This window comes from Bradyrhizobium sp. BR 1433 (assembly GCF_051547665.1).
Classification (GTDB): domain Bacteria; phylum Pseudomonadota; class Alphaproteobacteria; order Rhizobiales; family Xanthobacteraceae; genus Bradyrhizobium; species Bradyrhizobium australafricanum.
This window is the reverse complement of the sequence record NZ_JBPUGG010000001.1, coordinates 6,155,999-6,173,146: the sequence shown is the minus strand read 5'-3', so window position 1 is coordinate 6,173,146 and position 17,148 is coordinate 6,155,999. Positions and strand designations below refer to the sequence as shown.

The following is a 17,148-nucleotide window of genomic DNA, read 5'->3' as shown; positions in this document are numbered from 1 at the left end:
GCGGCGCGCCCTGCGCGGCGGCGCTCGCCGCCGCCCCGAGCCAGATCATCAAGGCCAGACACGCCAGCCGCCTCGTCGCCGTCAGGGTCAATTGAGCGTCAGGCTCACGCCGGCGCTGACGCCCCAGTCGCCGCCGGCGGTGGTCGCCGCCGCGTTGGTGCGCAGCTTGCCGTTCTCGCTGGTGTAGCCGATGCCGAAGGCGAGCGCGCCCTGGCTGCGCCAGACGCCGCCGCCCGCCGAGGCGCTCACCTTGCCGGGCCGGTCGTCATAGCGCAGCGATGCGGCGGCCATGCCGATCGCGGCCGCCCGCCAGGCGTCCTGCCGCACCTCGCCGATCTGGCCGTTGAGCTGCTGGAACGCGCTGTTGAGCTGATTGACGTTGACCGCATCGGTGCCGAGGACGCCGGGCGCCACGTTGCTGATGGTCACTGGCGCGCCGTTGCCGCTGTTCAGCGTCAGCTTGTTGGTGGTGTTGCCGGAACCGTCGGTGTCGTAGCGGATCGAGCTCGACGCAACCGCCTGGAGCTGACTGACATTAACCGCGTCGGTCGCCGCCGAGCCGGCGGCAACGTTGGTGACGCGGCGTTCGGCGCCGGACGAGCCGACCGACACTTCGCCGGTCGCAACGCCGGCGACGGTCTTGCCGACGACCGGCGTATAGGCCGCATCGCTCAGATTGGCTGTGGTGGTGGCGTTGGCGCCGAGCGCCAGCGAGTTGGCCTGCGTCGCCTTGGCGCCGGCGCCGATCGCGACCGAGTTGTCGGCCGATGCGGCCGAGCCGTTGCCCATCGAGATCGCATTGGCGCCGCTCGCGACCGACTGCGGTCCGATCGCAACGCTCTCCGCGCCGGTCGCGATGGAATCCGCCGCGGTCGAATTGGCGTGGAAATATTTCACGCCGCCCCCGCCGGTCGAGATGTTGCTGACGGTGGTGTAGAGAGCGGCGAGCGAGGTGTTGGTGGCCCAGAGCTGCGAGCCGTTGATCGCGTCCGTCGAGGACTGGCTGATCTGGCCTGCGGCCACGTTGGTGATGGTACGCTCCGCACCGGCGCTGCCGACACTGACGGTCGAAGTCGGCGTCGTGCCGGCGAAGTTGTAGGTGGTGCCGCCGATCGAGGTGCTCGACGTCGCGACCACCGCCTGTGTGGTCGAATTGGCGCCGAGCGCGACGTCGCCTGCCTGCGCCGTCGCCTTGGCGTTCGGACCGAGCGCGACGCTGGTCGGGCTGGTGGTCTGGGATCCGGCGCCGATCGACACCGACTGGACGCCGTTGGCCTGCGCGCTGGTTCCGAACGCAATCGAATCGGCGAAGCTGGACAGCGAATTCTGGCCGATCGCGATGCCGCCGGGCGCGGTCTGCGCCACGGTTGCGCCGAAGCCCATGCCGATGCCGTTGTCGCCGTTGACCACGGTCGCAGGGCCTACCGCGACCGAATTGTTGCCGACCGCGAGCGAGTCGGCGAGCGTCGAGTTGGCGTGGAAGTATTTCGTCGTCGTGGTCGCGAACGACGTCAGTGCGCCGGTCAGCTGGCGCACGGTGACGGCGTCGCTGTCCTGGGTGCCGTCGGCCACACTGGTGATCTGCCGATAGCTCGTCGCATTGCCGACCGAGACCGCGCCGAGCAGCGCGAGATCGGTGGTGTTGTAGGGGATGATGGTGCCGCCGATCGTGCCGGAAGCCGGCGCGAGCGCGCGGTTGGAAATCGACCCCGAGCCGATCGCGACGCCGCCATCCACCGTCGCCTGGGTGTTGAAGCCGAGCGCGGTGGAATTCGTCGCGGTCGCCGAGGCGGCGACGCCCGCCGCCATCGAGTTGGTCCCGGTCGCGCCGTTATTGGCGTAGTTGGCCTGCTGGGTGCCACCGTCGTTGACGCTGTAGTAATGCGTCAGGCCGTTGCTGACGACGGTCGAGAGGCTGTCGATCGCCGAGGTGGCGGCGAACAGCTGAGAGCCGTTGATCGCATCGGTCGAGCCGTTGCTGACCCGCCCCGCCGCGACATTGGTGATGGTGCGCTCATTGCCGACCGAGCCGACGCTGACCGTCGAGGTCGGGGTGGTGCCGGCGAAGCTGTAGGTGTTGCCGCCGATGACGATGCTGGCGGTTTGAACCGCCGCGCCGGTCTGGCTGCCCGAGCCGAGCGCGATGTCGTTGGCGTTAGCGGCGGTGGCGCCGTTGCCGATCGAAACCGAGCCGCTGCCGGTCGCGGTCGACACCGGTCCGATCGCAACCGAGTCGGCGCCAACAGCGTTGGAATCGGCCAGCGTCGAATTGGCGTGGAAATATTTGATGCCGCCCCCGGTGTTGATGTTGTTGACGGTGGAGGCGAGGCCGTCGACCGCCTGGTTGGTGGCCCAGAGCTGCGATCCGTTGATCGCATCCGTCGAAGAGTTGCTGATGCGGCCCGCCGCGACATTGGTGATGGTGCGCTCCGCGCCGACCGCGCCGACGCTGACGGTCGAGACCGCTGTCGTTCCGGCGAAGCTGTAGGTGGTGCCGTTGATCACCGTGTTCGGCGTGTTGACTGTGGCAGCGGTCACGCTGCCGGAGCCGAGCGCGACATCGCCGGAGCTTGCCGCCGCCGTGGCGCCGTTACCCAAGGCGATATTGCCGGCAAGGCCGGCGGCACCCGCGGTCGAGCCGTTGCCGAGCGCCACCGAGCCCTGCCCGATCGCCTTGTTGTTGTTGCCGATCGCGACGGCGCCGTTGGCCTGGTTGGCGGCGGTGGCGCTGGCCGTGCCGTCATTGTTGGCGATGTTGTTCGCGCCGCCGGTGAAGGCGCCGGTGCCGCTGGCATAGCTGGGATCGCCGATCGCCACGGCGCCGTCGCCATAGGCGACGTTGTTCGCGCCGATCGACACGGCCTGACCGCCGGAGGCCGTCGAATTGGTGCCCACCGCGACAGCATTGGCGGCACTGGCCGCCGCATTGTTGCCAACGGCGATTGCGCTCGTGGCCGATGCTTTGGCGCCGATGCCGAGTGCGGTACTGGCGATTCCGCTGGCGCTGGCGCTGACGCCGGCCGCGAGCGAATTGTCTCCTGTCGCGTGCGCTCCGGACCCGAATGAGGAGGCGTTTTGGGCGCTGGCAACGGCCGTGTTGCCAATCGCCGTGCTGGCGGCGGCACTCGCATTTGAGGCAGTGCCGATCGCCAGCGAACTTGTGCCGGCGGCACTGGCCCCAACGCCGTTCGCAAGCGAATTGATGCCGGCGGATGCCGCATTGTTGCCGATCGCGATTCCGCCCGTCGCTGCAGTGTTGACGACAGCACCCGATCCGATCGCGACCGAGCCACCCGTGCTCAGCGCCTGCGCCTGGTTACCCACGGCCACGGCAAAGTCCCCGGACGCAGTGGAGGAGCTCCCTGCGGCGAAAGAGTTGACCCCTGACGCGGTGGCCTGCTTGCCAAGTGCGGTCGCGCTGTCCGCCGAGGCAACCGACGCCCAGCCTCCGGCCCATGAATAGTTGGCACTAGCCAGGGAGCTGACGCCGACCGCGGTAGCGTTTCCTCCCGTGGCGTGGGCGAACGTGCCCAAGGCGCTCGCGCCGGCTCCGGTGGCATTGGCTTGAACGCCGAGCGCGACCGAATTGACGCCACTCGAGATCGTGCCCTGGCCCAGAGCCATTGCGCCGCCGCCACCGGTGGCCTGCGCGTTCAGGCCGAGCGCCACCCCGTATTGGGCCGACGAAAGCGATTGACGTCCAACCGCGATTGCGTCGGCCTGAGATGCCGTCACGTCCGTGCCAATGCCGATGGCACTCACGGCAAGGGAGCCGGTTCCCGCAGCCGTGCGCGAGCCCAGATAGATGGAGTTCAACTGCGAAGCGATCGTCCCGAAGCCGATCGCAACGGCGTTCTGGGCTCCCGCGTTCGCGCTGCTACCTTGGGCAACGGAATCGCTTCCGGACGACGTCGCCGCGCTTCCGATCGCGATGGCGCGCACCCCGCTTGCCGCTGACCCGGTGTCGATCGCCACGGAATCGGTGCCGGTCGCGCTTCCTCCACCAAGCTGCACGCTTCCCGCGCTCGCGGCCGAGGCGATGACCACCATGACAGCGAACGCGCCAAGCGTCGTCGCGACGGCTGTCCGGCCAGCTCCCAGCGTTCCGAGCCCGAGCCGGTCACGCTTCATGCCGAGAGCCCGATGCGCCTGACGCAGCACCGCCAGCAACCGGCGCCGCAGCGAACGACTATCTGCATCACCCGATGCAACCCAGCTCCGGACGAAGCCGATGCGGCTTTGACGCTTCAGCGACCTTGTTGAGTTATGTGCGACAGCCATGGTGCGCCCCTTTCGCGACATCTTGAAAAGACGCCGGAGGCGACGCGCCATGGACCGGGCCGACGCGCGGGCCCGCCGGCCGCACGCGCGAAAAATAACGACGATCGTACGCACGATCATCGTCCCGTCCTGGCCAACGATGTGTCGAATTCAACGAGCGCATCTTGCCACCCAGCGCTCGCTCGACTGCCCCATCAATGCGCCCAAGTCGTCATGTTGCAAATGATAGACACAATTTTGCCAGCGTCACTCAGCAGGCCGTCCAAATAACACGCAGATCGTCTCACAAGTTGAAGGATTCGCTCGATGCACCATGAGTTGTTTGCACGCACCTCAACCGTTAGTTGATCGACGGCGCATGCGTTCGCGCATCTCGCGCGGGCTGACGCCGAATTCGCGGCGGAAGGCGCGGGTGAAATCCGACGCCAGCTTGAAGCCGTAGCGATAGGCGATCTCCTGCACCTGCCGGTCGGCGGCTGCGATGAGTTCGGCACGTGCCGCGCGCAGCCGCTTGCGCAGGATGTAGCCGGCAACGCCGCCGACGCTCTCGAATGCACGGTAGAGGGCAGAACGCGATATCCGCAATTGCAGCGCGATGCGGTCCGGCGTCAGGTCGAAGTCGGCGAGATGCGACTCTATATAAAGACGCGCGCGCTCGAACAGCACCGACTCGATCGCTCCGCGCGCCTGCTCCAGCCGATCCGAGGAGAGCTGGATGCACGCAGCGATCATCTGCGCGGTCGCCCGCCCCGCCTGCCTCAACTCCTCCGCGGACATCAGGGTGATGCGCGTTTCGAGTCGGTCGAGATAGTCGGCCAACAATTCGATCAGGTTGCCTTCGAGTAGAATATTGCAGACAGCGTCGAGCTGATCGGCCACATCGGCGAACGACTTGCGCGGCAAGCCCAGCACCAGGCCGTCATAGTCCGTGATGCTGCCGCGGAAATCCTCGTCGAGCGAGATCAGGAACACGGCGCCCGGCCCGGCGTGAATCCGCCGCTCTGCGCTCTCGAAGCGGGCTTCTCCGGAGCGCACCCGGTACAGCCACCAGATATCGACGGGCGCGCCATGCGACGGTTTGATGACGCGGGCGAATGATTGCGCGGCGAATCGCCCCGACGTGAAGACGACATCGGCCATGTTGCAGGTCAGGTACTCCACCAGGAACCCGTGTGCAGGGCTATGACCTTCCGGTGGCGTAACGTCGACCAGCGAAGCCATCCGCGTTTTCCAGACCTCGAATTGCTCCGAGGGCGGATAATGTCGTGTCGAGAACAGCCGCGGCGGCGCGGGGGTTACATCCCTGATGTTCCGCGGCTCGCGCGGCAAGGGAGCGTGTTCCAGAAGCTGCACTGCGTGTGCCGGCGTCTTGTCGTCTTCTTGCATGAACTTTCGTGCCCCGTTGGCGCGAGCGACGAACGTTGGCTCAACGGAGGCGCATTCCCAAGGTTGCGTCGCCAGCCGCACACAGACCGGCGAATTTCGGGGAAGACAAGGAAGAGGCATTTCGGGATTCGGACATCGACGGCTTACGCCGGCCGCTCCCGATAGGGTTGACGCAGGTTCCTCTGGCAGTCGTGCTCGCACATGGCGTTCATCATTGTCGCGTCATTGCCGTGTCCGGCTCGGATGCTCCGTCACGGATCGGCTTGACTGATCTAGAGAACAATCTGCGCGAGAACCAGAGGGGCGGCAACGCGCGTCGTGCAGAAATCCAAAATTGCGTTCATGCGATGCGATCGGGCAACGCATCATCGCAGAGTCTTCGGAAAATTTTCTCGATCTCCGCGCCTGGACGAAACGCATGTCGCTGCAAAGGCGCGACCTAAGCACGGTAGATGACATATCGAGAATCCCACGCATGACCGCATTGCGAGCGCTCTTGCCCAATCATGCGGCAACCCACCGCGTGCGACGTGAATGCATCCGTACGAATCGAACACGCGCGAGGCGTGCATGCGTGCGCACGCTGCGGCATTCACATATGAGCGTCGAGATGACGAAAGTCACAAGTGCCAGTCGAATTTTTTCGGCGAGCACAGCGCGCTGGGCGAGCACTACGTCGCAGGCGGCTAGCGCCGTCCCGCGAGATCATGCCGAGCGCAACGCGAGAGAAAACCCTGCCGGCGTTGCTCAAGCCTGCACGCGCGCGGACTTCCTGTAATCAGCGGTTTCGGCGCGCAGCAGATCGCAGAATTGAAGTGCGAGACGGCTTCGCGGCCGCTGCGAAGGAAGCAGCAACATGGTGGCGATCTCCAGCCGTGGCACGAACGGCTTGAGTACGATTTTGGAGCTTGCAAAATCCCGGGCCACGATCGGGTCGACGATGGAGAAACCCAGTCCCTGCGCAACCAGGGCACAACGCTGCATGCTGTACTGGATCTCCGCGACCGTCTTGATCTCGACCTTGGCCTCATCGAGGACGCGCTCAAAGCGGGATCGATGCGGTGCGCTCGGGGAGGCAGCGATCATGGGCTCTCCCCGCAGATCTTGCGCTGCGATCGATCGCTTCGAGCGCAACCGGTGCTGGCGGGGCAGGACGCAGACCGCCTCCGTTGTCATGAGGAGCTCGTCGTCGACCGCGGCAAACCCCGCCTGCGGCCGCGCCAGCCCGACGTCGCATTGTCCCGAGGCCACCAGGCTCCAGACGCGCTCGGGGCTGTGGACGGCCACGGATACGACGATGTCGGGATTCTTCCTCAGAAAGCTGCTGACGATCTGCGGCATCAACGAATAGGTGAATGCCGGAAGACATGCGATCCTGAGCGTCCCGCTGCCACGCTCGCGAATGCCGCGCGCGGCGCGCGCCAGATATTCAAGGCCGGCCTGGCTTCTCTCGACCTCGCGCAGGAATATCTCGCCTTCCGGCGTCAGCGTGACGCCGCCTCGCCCGCGTTCGAACAACGCAAAGCCGATCTCGCGCTCGAGACGTGCGATCGCCCGGCTGACGAAAGGCTGCCCCACCCGAAGGCTCAAGGCGGCCTTGGTGATTCCGTTGTGGCGCACGACCTCTCGAAACAGGTCAACATGTCTTGGATTCAGGGGCATGACCAATTTGCATATGAACTGGCGTTCCGGTCATTTGACGGCATGCGCACCGGATGCGTCAATACGGCATGTACCCGAGCGACCATGCAAGCTTCGCCACCGACCGCATCCTGTTGACCAGGATCACCGGCCCGGAGTCTTCGCGCGCCCAGCAACTTCACGAGGTAGGCGTACTGCGGCGGCTCGATCGCGGCCCACCTGACCGGCCGAATAGCGCGCACTTGGCGGCGGCAGGGGACCAGGTCGACACCGCGGCCGCGTTCGCAATCGAGGCCGCTGGATCGGGAGACCTGCTCGGCGTGTCCGGGTTCGGCGCGATCGACCGGCACGAGAAGCGGGCGACGTTCGCTCCGATCTGGAGCATCGGACGACTGGACGAGGCCGTGCTCGTCAGTCACGTTGCGCATCTGATGACGCGGTATGCGTTCGAGGTGCTCGTCGTCGAGCGGGCCGAGGTGCATCTGGACTGGCGCCGGAGGCATATGCTTGATCTCTACGCCAACCTCGGCTTCCGCCGCGAAGGCAGACTTCGCGCATATTTCGCTGCCGATGAAGGTCCGCCCGCCGATGCCGCGGTCCTCAGCGTGGTTCGCTCCGAATGGCCCTCCGTTGTGCGTCGGCAGCGCGGGGTTCTCGCCGGCGAAACGTGGCGCGACCGGCTTCCGTCCGACCGCCCTCCATAGCGGCGGCCAAGCTCGGACAAAACGATGTCACGAGAATGCGGGCGTATGACTCAACGGTCGAGCTACACACTCAGTGTCGTCCCTGCGAAAGCAGGGACCCATAACCACGAATGGTTATTGTTGCGCGATGACTGAACGACAAATCCCTTCAGCAGCATCCGCCGCGGAGTATGGGTCCCTGCTTTCGCAGGGACGACGAGTGGAAAGAGCAGTGAGCTCTCATTCTCTTTGGCGTCATCGCTCGCGAGAGCGGGCGATCCAGTACGCCGCGGCCTCTCGGCTCGCAGGACGTCTCCGGAATACCGGATCACCCGCATGCGACGGGTGATGACACCGACAAGCTGTTTGACAGGTTGAATCGGAAACCAACCACGTCATTGCGAGCGAAGCGAAGCTATCCATCCCGTCGCATATGCCGAGCGATGGATTGCTTCGTCGCCTCGCTTCTCGGGTCGAGAGATTTATGGAGGTATCAAGAAACGGCTTGCCGAACCGCAGCTCGCGGCCGCAGGCCCGCCTCCGCCCGTTGGGCTTTCGGCGCGGCATCCTTCTCTCGCTGCGCGAGCGAAGGATGGTGGGTGCGACAGGGATCGAACCTGTGACCCCTACCATGTCAAGGTAGTGCTCTCCCGCTGAGCTACGCACCCAAAGCGTATTTGGATCGGGTCCCTATAACGGACGGCGGCGGGGCAGGCAAGGATACAAAGTGAAGGTTTTTTTGGCGAATCAGGCCGCCAGCAACTTATTCACTTCGCTGACCAATTCCCTGAGGTGCACGGGCTTGGCCAGCACCTTGGCGTTTTTCGGCGCCTCCGAATCGGAATTGAGGGCCACCGCGGCAAAGCCGGTGATGAACATGATCTTGATATCGGGATCGAGTTCCGAGGCACGGCGCGCCAGCTCGATGCCGTCCATCTCGGGCATCACGATGTCGGTGAGCAGCATTTCGAACGGCTCCTCGCGCAGCCGCTGGTAGGCCGACATGCCGTTGTCGTGCGGCGAGACCTTGAAACCCGCGTTTTCGAGCGCCTTGACCAGGAAGCGGCGCATATCGGTGTCGTCTTCGGCGAGAAGTATTTTCGGCATGGCAGGAATCGTCGAATCCGGCTTGAGGAGCAGTCCGAACAGTAAGCCCGACAGACGGTAAATTTCGGGTGAAATTTGCGTCAAGCCAGCGGCAAATGCGCGCCACCCATTTGTGGACCGAACCGGACATCGAATCAACCGGGTGCCGCATTTGCTGCTTTTAAGACGCGTTCCAGCTGAAACCACGCTCTTTTCACTTGGCAGAATGATCGCGATTACCGACAATGCGTGCCCATAAATCTCCGCTTTTCCGGCAGACTCAGTTGCTGCGGGGCGAGGCGGACGCAAGGGACGGCGCCAAGGGAATGACCGAATTTGCTGGCGAGTTGTCGCCCCCGTTCGAGATCGTTGAGCCGCAGGCTTGGCGCGCGCCGATCATCTTCAATTCCCCGCATTCGGGCTCGGTCTATCCGGCCGAATTCCTCGACGCGTCGCGAATCGATGTGGTGTCGCTGCGGCGCTCCGAAGACTTTTTCATGGACGAGCTGATCGCGGGCCTCAGCGATCGCGGCTTTCCGATCGTGCGGGTCAACTTCCCGCGCTCCTATGTCGACGTGAACCGCGAGCCCTACGAGCTCGACCCGCGCATGTTCACCGGGCGGCTGCCGAGCTTTGCCAATACGCGTTCGATGCGGGTGGCCGGCGGGCTCGGCACCATCCCGCGCGTGGTCGGCGACGGCCAGGAGATCTATCGCGAGCGGCTCGACGTCGACGAGGCGCTGCGCCGGATCGAGGTGCTCTACAAGCCCTATCACCGCGCGCTGCGCCGGCTGATCAACAAGGCGCACCAGGCGTTCGGCGCCGTGATCGTGGTCGACTGCCATTCGATGCCGTCGGTCGGCGTGTCGCGCGACGAGCCGCGCCGGCCCGACGTCGTGATCGGCGACCGCTACGGCACGAGCTGTGCGGCGCTATTGCCCGACCTCGTCGAGGAGATCATGAGCTCGCTCGGCTATTCGATCGGCCGCAACAAGCCCTATGCCGGCGGCTTCATCACCGAGCATTACGGCAATCCGGCGAGCGGCCTGCACACCGTGCAGATCGAGCTCAACCGCGCGGTCTATATGGATGAGCGCCGCCGCGAGCGCGGCCCTCGCTTCGCGCAGGTGGCCGCCGACTTTGCGACCCTGGCGGATGCGCTCGCGAAAATCCCGTTCGGCGATCTCGGCCCGTTCCAGGCGGCAGCGGAGTAATCAATCCTTCGTCGGGCACTGCGATCCCGACGAAGTCATGAACCAGGAATTCAAGTTGGCGGCGCGATAAGCGCCGAACTGGATTCTCAGTTCACTTGCGGAAACGACGGCCCAAGAAAAGGGCCGCTTGAATGAACAAGCGGCCCAAGTCTTAGGGAGGAAACGCCCAAGGAGGGCAGCGATAGCGCGAGGCGCTACCGCACCGCAACAATATGCGACCGCGCTGCACAAAACGCAAGAACTTTCGAAACATTTCTTGGGTAATGTTGGAAAGTCTGGCGAAACTGCAACAGACCGGCAGGAGCGGCTTTCCGTATGTAGGATCAATATCTTACAAGGAAAGCCCCGGGCGGCCAGCGCTCTGCGCATAGCTTGTATACCAGAATTCGCAACTTCGTGATCGAGACCGGGACCCGGGGCGCTTTCGAATCCGAAGCCAAATCGAAAGTCCGGAACCGCGTCATCGGGCTGGATAACACTCCGTTAATCGTGCGCGCCGCGCCGGATTGAGCTAGGCAAGACCGCATCCGATTTCTACCGCGTCGTTTGAGCAGTTCAGGGACATGCCGTGACGGTCATCGACTTTACCGCCTTCATCGGCCGCCTTGCGACCGCATCCGGCGAAACCATCCTGCCCTTCTTCCGCACCTCGCTCTCGGTCGACAACAAGAGCTCGAACGATTTCGATCCGGTCACCGAGGCCGACCGGGCGGCGGAAGCCGTGATGCGGCGGCTGATCAAGTCGAACTTCCCCCAACACGGCATCGTCGGCGAGGAGTTCGGCAATGAGCGCGAGGACGCCGACTATGTCTGGGTGCTCGATCCGATCGACGGCACGAAATCCTTCATCGCCGGCTTTCCGATCTGGGGCACGCTGATCGCGCTGCTGCACAAAGGTACGCCGGTATTCGGCATGATGCACCAGCCCTATATCGGCGAGCGCTTCTCCGGCGACAACGGCTCGGCGCACTACTCCGGCCCGTCGGGCGAACGGCGGCTCTCGGTACGGCGCTGCGCCTCGCTGAAGGAGGCGACCGTCTTCACCACGAGCCCGCTGCTGATGAATCCGGATGACCGCGCCCGCTTCGGCCGCATCGAGAATGCAGCGCGCCTGTCGCGCTATGGCGGCGACTGCTACTCCTATTGCATGCTCGCCGCCGGTCATCTCGACCTCGTGGTCGAGACCGAGCTGAAGCCTTACGACATTGCCGGCCTGATCCCGATCATCACCGGCGCCGGCGGCGTCGTCACCACCTGGGACGGCAAGCCGGCGCAAAGCGGCGGCCGAATCATCGCGGCCGGCGACCCGCGCGTGCACGAAGCGGCGATGAAGCTTTTGAACGCCTGAGTTCCCTGCCTGATTCTTGAGTTGCCGGGCGTCTGATCTGCGCCCATCCTGACCGCAACCAGAAAAGTCAGGGATGGGCGACATGACGATGCGCGGCAGGCTGCTGGCAGCCCTTCTCCTGCTTCTCGCGCCCGTCACGGCTTTCGCCCAGGATTTCCCGACCAAGCCGCTCCGGCTGATCGTGCCGTTCCCGCCCGGCGGGCCGAACGACATCATCGCGCGGGTGATCGGGCAGAAGATCTCGGAGCTCGCAAGGCAGCCCGTGATCGTCGACAACCGCGCCGGCCAGGGCGGCGTGCTCGGCACCGACGCGGTCGCGAAGGCGGCGCCCGACGGCTACACGGTGGCGATCGCGAGCGCCGGCGCGCTGGCGATCAGCCCCAGCACGGAGAGGGTTGCCTACGACACGCTGAAGGATCTCGCGCCGGTGACGCTGGTCGCGACCGTGCCGGAGATGCTGGTGGTCGCCGCCAACGTGCCGGCGAGGAACATGAACGAACTGGTCGCGCTCGCCAGGGCGCAGCCGGGCAAGCTGAACTTCGCCTCCTCCGGCCCCGGCAGCCTGCCGCATCTCGCCTGCGAATTGTTCAAGCTGACGGCCAAGATCGACATCGTGCACGTGCCCTATCGCGGCGCCGCGCCGGCGGTGAACGACCTGTTGGGTCAGCAGGTGCAGATGACCTTCCTCGACCTGCCGGTGATCCTGCCGCAGATCAAGGCGGGCGCGCTGCGGCCGATCGCGCTCGGTGGGCGCGAACGCGCGCCGACCGCACCCGACGTGCCGACCACCGCCGAGGCCGGCATGCCCGAACTGGTCATCGAGAACTGGTACGGCATGGTCGCGCCCGCACGCACGCCGCCCGCGATCGTCGCAAGGCTGAACCAGCTCGCCACCGCGGCGATGGCCGATCCGATGGTCAAGCAGAAGCTCGCCGAGCAAGGCCTGACGCTGGTCGGCGACACGCCGGAGCATTTCCGCGACTTCATCGCCGCCGACATCAGGAAATGGGCGAAGGTGATCCAGGACGCCGGCGTGGTGACGACGAAATGAGCCAGCCGTCAGCGCTGCGCTTCGGCGCGCAGATAGTCCACAAGTTGCTTGGCCGCCCGCGGCAGCGCCTTGAAGCTGCGCGCGCAGATCGTCAGCCGGCGGTTGGCCCAGGCGTCGCGGATCCTTATCGTCGTGATCGGCATCGACGCCGCGCAGCGCCGCGCCGCGGTCTCCGGGATCACGGCGATGCCGACATCGGCGGCGACCATCTGGCAGATCGCGTCGAAGCCGCGCAGGCGGGCGCGGAAGCGCAGCCGCGCGCCGAGCGTTGCGGCGTGCCGCGAGATATGGACCTGCAACGCGGATGTTGCCGTGAGGCCGACGAAATCGCGGCCGACCACTTCCTGGAAGTCGATCTGGCGGCGGCCGCCGAGATCGCCGCGACGCGACGCCACCAGCATCAAGCGGTCCTCGCTGAACAGGAAGCGCTCGACGCTGTCGGGCAGCGCGTGTTCCGCGGCGAAGCCGAGATCGGCGGCGCCGCTGGCGATCGCGGTCGCGATATCGGTGCTCTCGCGCTCCTCGACGTCGACGCTGATGTCGGGATGCTCGTGCAGGAAGGCCGCGAGCGCGCGCGGCAGATGCTCCGAAAGGCCCGAGGTGTTGGCGAGCAGCAGCACGTTGGCGCGCACGCCGCTGGCATAGGCGGCGAGATCGCTTTGCAGCGCCTCGACATTGTGGATCACGATGCGGGCGTGGCCGAGCAAGCTCTCGCCCGCCCAGTAAGTTCGACGCCGCGGCGGCCGCGCTTGAGCAGCGCGACGCCGAGCGCTTCCTCGAGGCCCTTGATCCGCTCGCTGGCCGAAGCCAGCGCAAGGTTCGCGCGCGCCGCGCCCTGGGTGATGCTGCGCGCATCGGAAACCGCGATGAACAATTGCAAATCGGTCAGGTCGAACCGCATGACGTTTCCCACCCCATACCTTCGGGTCGTCCGAAGGCTAACTCCGTAACCTCCAGATTGTGCCGTTCGCATCGATCGGTCAATGTGCCGCCATGGTCGACCATCTCCTGATCTTCATCGCTTTCGCCTTCCTGCTCGCCGGCTTCGTCAAGGGGACGCTCGGCCTCGGCCTGCCGACGGTCGCGATGGGGCTGCTCGCAACCACGATGGCGCCGGGCCAGGCGATTGCTATCGTGATCGTGCCGGCGATCGTCACCAATATCTGGCAGACCTTCGTCGGCCCCTATCTGCGCGACATCATCAAGCGGCTGTGGCCGTTGATGCTCGGCACCGTGGCGGGCATCTGGATCAATGCCGGGCTGCTGACCGGGCCTTACGCGGCCTACGGCACCGTCGTGCTGGGCGTGCTGCTGGTGATCTACGCGATCGTCGGGCTGAGCAGGTTCAGCTTCAAGGTCGCGCGGCGCGACGAGAAATGGATCGGCGGCATCGTCGGCGTCATCACCGGGCTGATCTCGGCGGCGACCGGCGTTCAGGTCATCCCCTCGATGCCTTTCATGCAGGCGATCGGCATGGAGAAGGACGAACTGGTGCAGGCGCTCGGCGTGTTCTTCACCACTGCGACCGTGGCGCTCGCCTTCAACCTCACGGCATCGGGCCTGCTGACGGCAGCCACCGCGCTGCCGGGCGCGGTCGCGATGGCGGCGTCGTTCACCGGCATGTTCATCGGCCAGGTGGTTCGCACACGGATGCACCCCGAGGTGTTCCGCCGCTGGTTCCTGATCGCGATGATCCTGCTCGGCATCTATCTCGCCGGCAGCGCACTGCTCAAGATCCACGGCTAGAGCGGCAAAGCGAGAGCCTCAAGGCGCGAGCTAGCGCGCCTCCAGCGTCGCAACGCGGACGCCGAGATAGATGAAGAGCGCGCCGAGCGAGCGGTTGATCCAGGCGATCACGCCGGCCGATTGCCTGATGTGGCCGGCAGCCCGCGCCGCGAAGGCCGCAAGGCCAAGGCACCACAGCGTGCCGCCGGTGATGAAGATCAGGCCGAGCACCAGGAAGGCGAGCGTCTTGTGCGGCGAATCGGCCGCCACGAATTGCGGCAGGAAGGCCAGGAAGAACAGCGCCACCTTGGGGTTGAGGATATTGGTCAGCGCCCCCTGCCAGAACACGCGCGAGATCGAGGTCTCGCCGCCCTGCCCGGCGATCTCGGCGACCGGCTTGGCGCGCGAAAGCAGCATCTGCAGGCCGGTCAGCACCAGATAGGCCGCGCCGACCAGCTTGACGGCCAGGAACGCGGTCGACGAGGCCATCAGCAGCGCCGACAGGCCGATCGCCGCACCCAGCACATGGACCAGGCAACCGCAGCTGATTCCCATCGCCGCAGCAGCTCCGCCGCGCCATCCGAGCTGAATCGTGCGCCCGATGATATAAGCGGTATCCGGCCCCGGTGTGACGTTGAGCAGCAGGCCGGACAGGACAAACAGCCAAAGTTCGTGAATTCCCAGCATGGCAGTGAGATTAACCTATGCAAGTAACCGCCCGGAAAGGATGATCAGCCAGCCGGCGCCATCCCAGCGACACACGAATTCAGTAGAGAAACCACTGTACGATCCGTTGGTCGCATGCCAATTCCTGCTACTATGCATTATAGGTGCCTGCAAACCGGGCTTCCGCCGGACCCGGCCTGTCTTGTAAGTATCGGATTCGGTCACCTCGGCTAAGTGGCCATTCCAGGGCACAGGAGACATGGAAAGACGGCTTGCTGCCATTCTTTGCGCTGACATCGCCGGCTATTCCCGCATGATGGGTGCCGACGAGGCGGGGACGCATGCCTCGTTCAAGGCGCACCGCAGCGCGATTTACCCGATCATCCTCAATCATGGCGGCCGAATCGTCAAAAACACCGGCGATGGCTTCCTCTTGGAATTTCCGAGCATCATCGGCGCGATCGAGGCCGCCGTCGCGATGCAGACCCTGATGGCCGAGCGCAACGAACATTTGCCGGCCGACCGCGCCATGCACTTCCGGATGGGCGTCCACATGGGCGACGTGATGGCCGACGAGGACGAGGTGTTCGGCGACGACGTCAACATCGCAGTCCGTCTCGAGACGGTCGCAACGCCCGGTGGCATCGCGGTGTCGGACAAGGCCCGCACCGAAGCGGGACGGCGGCTTGCCGTCACCCTCGTCGACGCCGGCCCGCACCGCTTCAAGAACATCGCCGAGCCGGTCAATGTCTGGACCTGGGCGCCGGCCGGATCCGATGCCCAGGAGCAGGTTCCGGACGACGGCCCGCATCTGCCGGGGCAATACCGGACCGCAATCGTCGGCGTGCTGCCGTTCGACAATCTGAGCGGCGGCGCCGACGAATATTCTCGGACGGCCTGACCGAGGACCTGATCCACGCGCTGTCGCTGCAATCCTTCTACCGCGTGCTGAGCCGCAACTCGACGTTCGCCTACAAGGGCAAGAACGTCTCGACGCGGCTGATCGCGCGCGAGATCGACGCGACCTATCTGATCCAGGGTTCGGTACGGCGCGCCGGCAACAAGATCCGCGTCTCCGCCGAGCTGATCGCGCCCGAGAAGGGCGAGCAGCTGTGGACCGGCCGCTACGACCGCGACATGGGCGACCTGTTCGCGATGCAGGACGAGATCACCGCGAATCTCTCCGCCGCCGTCGCGCAGGAGATCTATCGCGCCGAAGCATCGGCACCGGCGCGCTCGCCGAACGCCGAACTGACGGCGTGGGATCGCTTCCTGAAGGGGCTGTCGCACTACTACCAGCAGACCAAGGACGATTGCGAAACCGCGATCGCGCTGTTCAAGGAAGCGATCGAGCTCGACCCCGCGCTGTCGATCGCGCGCGCCTATCTGGCGCTGATCCAGATCCAGAGCATCCAGTTCGGCTGGATTCCGAGCACGCGCGAATTGTGGGCCTCGTCGGTCAGCCTGGCCGAGAGCAGCGTGCGGCTCGACCCGCGCTCCTCGTTCGCGTTTTCGCTGCTGGCCTATCTGCACGCGATGCAGGGCCATTACGAAGCCGCGATGGACGCCATCAAGCGGGCGATCGAGCTCAACCCCTACGACATGGGCGCGCGCGGCGTGCTGGGAATCTGCCACATGGTGATCGGCGACCATCGCAAGGCGGTCGATCTGTTCTCGACGGCGGTCCAGCGCGGCAACAGCGACCCGCGCTACCAATGGGCGGCGCTGAACGCGTTCAGCCATTATCTGCTCGGGCAATATGACGCGTCGCTGTCGTGGTCGCGCGAGGGGCTGTATCTGAACCCGAACCATCTGCAGTGCCTTGCGGTGCGCACCGCAGCGCTCGCCCAGCTCGGCCGCGCCGACGAGGCCGCGCAGGCGGCCGAGGCCCTGCTCGCCAACCATCCCGAGCTGACGGTCGAGCGTCACTTGCGCAATTTCCACTGGAAGAACCCGGCCGACATCGCGCATTATCGCGACGGCCTCTTGAAAGCCGGCCTGCCGTTCGGCAAACTCGCTCTGGTTGCATCCACCTCGAAATTCGCCGTCAACTCCTGAGCGAATTCA

Annotated in this window: 10 protein-coding genes, 1 tRNA gene and 2 pseudogenes; 6 read left to right on the top strand and 7 right to left on the bottom strand. The window is 65.4% G+C overall.

Annotated elements, in window-relative coordinates; genetic code table 11:
* Nucleotides 1–87: 87 nt before the first annotated feature.
* The 3 genes from ACSKB9_RS29750 to ACSKB9_RS29740 all read right to left on the bottom strand — a co-directional run bounded on the left by ACSKB9_RS29750 (nucleotide 88) and on the right by ACSKB9_RS29740 (nucleotide 7,329).
* Nucleotides 88–4,281: a beta strand repeat-containing protein gene (locus ACSKB9_RS29750; protein WP_438077562.1), complete on the bottom strand. Its 4,194-nt coding sequence runs from the start codon at nucleotides 4,279–4,281 to the stop codon at nucleotides 88–90.
* A 333-nt stretch (nucleotides 4,282–4,614) separates the two neighbouring features.
* Nucleotides 4,615–5,667 carry a helix-turn-helix domain-containing protein gene (locus ACSKB9_RS29745; RefSeq protein ID WP_438077560.1) on the bottom strand — a complete coding sequence of 351 codons (1,053 nt, stop codon included), beginning with the start codon at nucleotides 5,665–5,667 and terminating at the stop codon, nucleotides 4,615–4,617.
* A gap of 747 nt (nucleotides 5,668–6,414) precedes the next feature.
* The gene (locus tag ACSKB9_RS29740; protein ID WP_438077559.1) at nucleotides 6,415–7,329 is read right to left on the bottom strand and encodes a LysR substrate-binding domain-containing protein; all 915 of its coding nucleotides are present in this window, start codon (nucleotides 7,327–7,329) and stop codon (nucleotides 6,415–6,417) included.
* Nucleotides 7,330–7,397: 68 nt separating this feature from the next.
* Between ACSKB9_RS29740 and ACSKB9_RS29735 the strand changes: the two genes are divergently transcribed.
* A complete protein-coding gene (locus tag ACSKB9_RS29735; protein WP_438077557.1) occupies nucleotides 7,398–8,012 on the top strand; it encodes a GNAT family N-acetyltransferase in 615 nt (204 codons plus the stop codon).
* A 572-nt stretch (nucleotides 8,013–8,584) separates the two neighbouring features.
* On the opposite strand, the gene ACSKB9_RS29730 is transcribed toward ACSKB9_RS29735, so the two are convergent.
* Both ACSKB9_RS29730 and cpdR read right to left on the bottom strand, forming a co-directional pair.
* Nucleotides 8,585–8,659: transfer RNA gene (locus ACSKB9_RS29730), tRNA-Val, on the bottom strand.
* Between the two features lie 79 nt (nucleotides 8,660–8,738).
* Nucleotides 8,739–9,098, bottom strand: a complete 360-nt coding sequence (gene cpdR / locus ACSKB9_RS29725) for a cell cycle two-component system response regulator CpdR (protein WP_016843340.1) — start codon at nucleotides 9,096–9,098, stop codon at nucleotides 8,739–8,741.
* Between the two features lie 305 nt (nucleotides 9,099–9,403).
* Between cpdR and ACSKB9_RS29720 the strand changes: the two genes are divergently transcribed.
* The 3 genes from ACSKB9_RS29720 to ACSKB9_RS29710 all read left to right on the top strand — a co-directional run bounded on the left by ACSKB9_RS29720 (nucleotide 9,404) and on the right by ACSKB9_RS29710 (nucleotide 12,690).
* Complete coding sequence (locus ACSKB9_RS29720) at nucleotides 9,404–10,291, top strand: N-formylglutamate amidohydrolase (protein ID WP_438077555.1); 888 nt, start codon at nucleotides 9,404–9,406, stop codon at nucleotides 10,289–10,291.
* Between the two features lie 568 nt (nucleotides 10,292–10,859).
* A complete protein-coding gene (hisN, locus tag ACSKB9_RS29715; protein WP_076827670.1) occupies nucleotides 10,860–11,639 on the top strand; it encodes a histidinol-phosphatase in 780 nt (259 codons plus the stop codon).
* An 82-nt stretch (nucleotides 11,640–11,721) separates the two neighbouring features.
* Entirely contained in the window at nucleotides 11,722–12,690 is a 969-nt protein-coding gene (locus ACSKB9_RS29710; protein ID WP_438077553.1) for a tripartite tricarboxylate transporter substrate binding protein, read from the top strand.
* Between the two features lie 8 nt (nucleotides 12,691–12,698).
* Here the strand turns inward: ACSKB9_RS29710 and ACSKB9_RS29705 are convergent.
* A pseudogene (locus tag ACSKB9_RS29705) lies at nucleotides 12,699–13,591 on the bottom strand (LysR family transcriptional regulator).
* Nucleotides 13,592–13,683: 92 nt separating this feature from the next.
* Here ACSKB9_RS29705 and ACSKB9_RS29700 point away from each other — a divergent pair.
* A complete protein-coding gene (locus tag ACSKB9_RS29700; RefSeq protein WP_438077552.1) occupies nucleotides 13,684–14,436 on the top strand; it encodes a sulfite exporter TauE/SafE family protein in 753 nt (250 codons plus the stop codon).
* Between the two features lie 30 nt (nucleotides 14,437–14,466).
* On the opposite strand, the gene ACSKB9_RS29695 is transcribed toward ACSKB9_RS29700, so the two are convergent.
* On the bottom strand, nucleotides 14,467–15,102 hold the full coding sequence (locus ACSKB9_RS29695) for a LysE family translocator (RefSeq protein WP_438077550.1): 636 nt from the start codon (nucleotides 15,100–15,102) through the stop codon (nucleotides 14,467–14,469).
* 238 nt (nucleotides 15,103–15,340) lie between these two features.
* Here ACSKB9_RS29695 and ACSKB9_RS29690 point away from each other — a divergent pair.
* A pseudogene (locus ACSKB9_RS29690) lies at nucleotides 15,341–17,139 on the top strand (adenylate/guanylate cyclase domain-containing protein).
* Nucleotides 17,140–17,148 lie beyond the last annotated feature (9 nt).

Coding starts and splice junctions, on each gene's coding strand:
- ACSKB9_RS29750 (WP_438077562.1), bottom strand. CDS start 4,281: ATGGCTGTCGCACATAACTCAACAAGGTCGCTGAAGCGTCAAAGCCGC.
- ACSKB9_RS29700 (WP_438077552.1), top strand. CDS start 13,684: ATGGTCGACCATCTCCTGATCTTCATCGCTTTCGCCTTCCTGCTCGCC.
- ACSKB9_RS29710 (WP_438077553.1), top strand. CDS start 11,722: ATGACGATGCGCGGCAGGCTGCTGGCAGCCCTTCTCCTGCTTCTCGCG.
- ACSKB9_RS29695 (WP_438077550.1), bottom strand. CDS start 15,102: ATGCTGGGAATTCACGAACTTTGGCTGTTTGTCCTGTCCGGCCTGCTG.
- ACSKB9_RS29735 (WP_438077557.1), top strand. CDS start 7,398: ATGTACCCGAGCGACCATGCAAGCTTCGCCACCGACCGCATCCTGTTG.
- ACSKB9_RS29720 (WP_438077555.1), top strand. CDS start 9,404: ATGACCGAATTTGCTGGCGAGTTGTCGCCCCCGTTCGAGATCGTTGAG.
- cpdR (WP_016843340.1), bottom strand. CDS start 9,098: ATGCCGAAAATACTTCTCGCCGAAGACGACACCGATATGCGCCGCTTC.
- ACSKB9_RS29740 (WP_438077559.1), bottom strand. CDS start 7,329: ATGCCCCTGAATCCAAGACATGTTGACCTGTTTCGAGAGGTCGTGCGC.
- ACSKB9_RS29745 (WP_438077560.1), bottom strand. CDS start 5,667: ATGCAAGAAGACGACAAGACGCCGGCACACGCAGTGCAGCTTCTGGAA.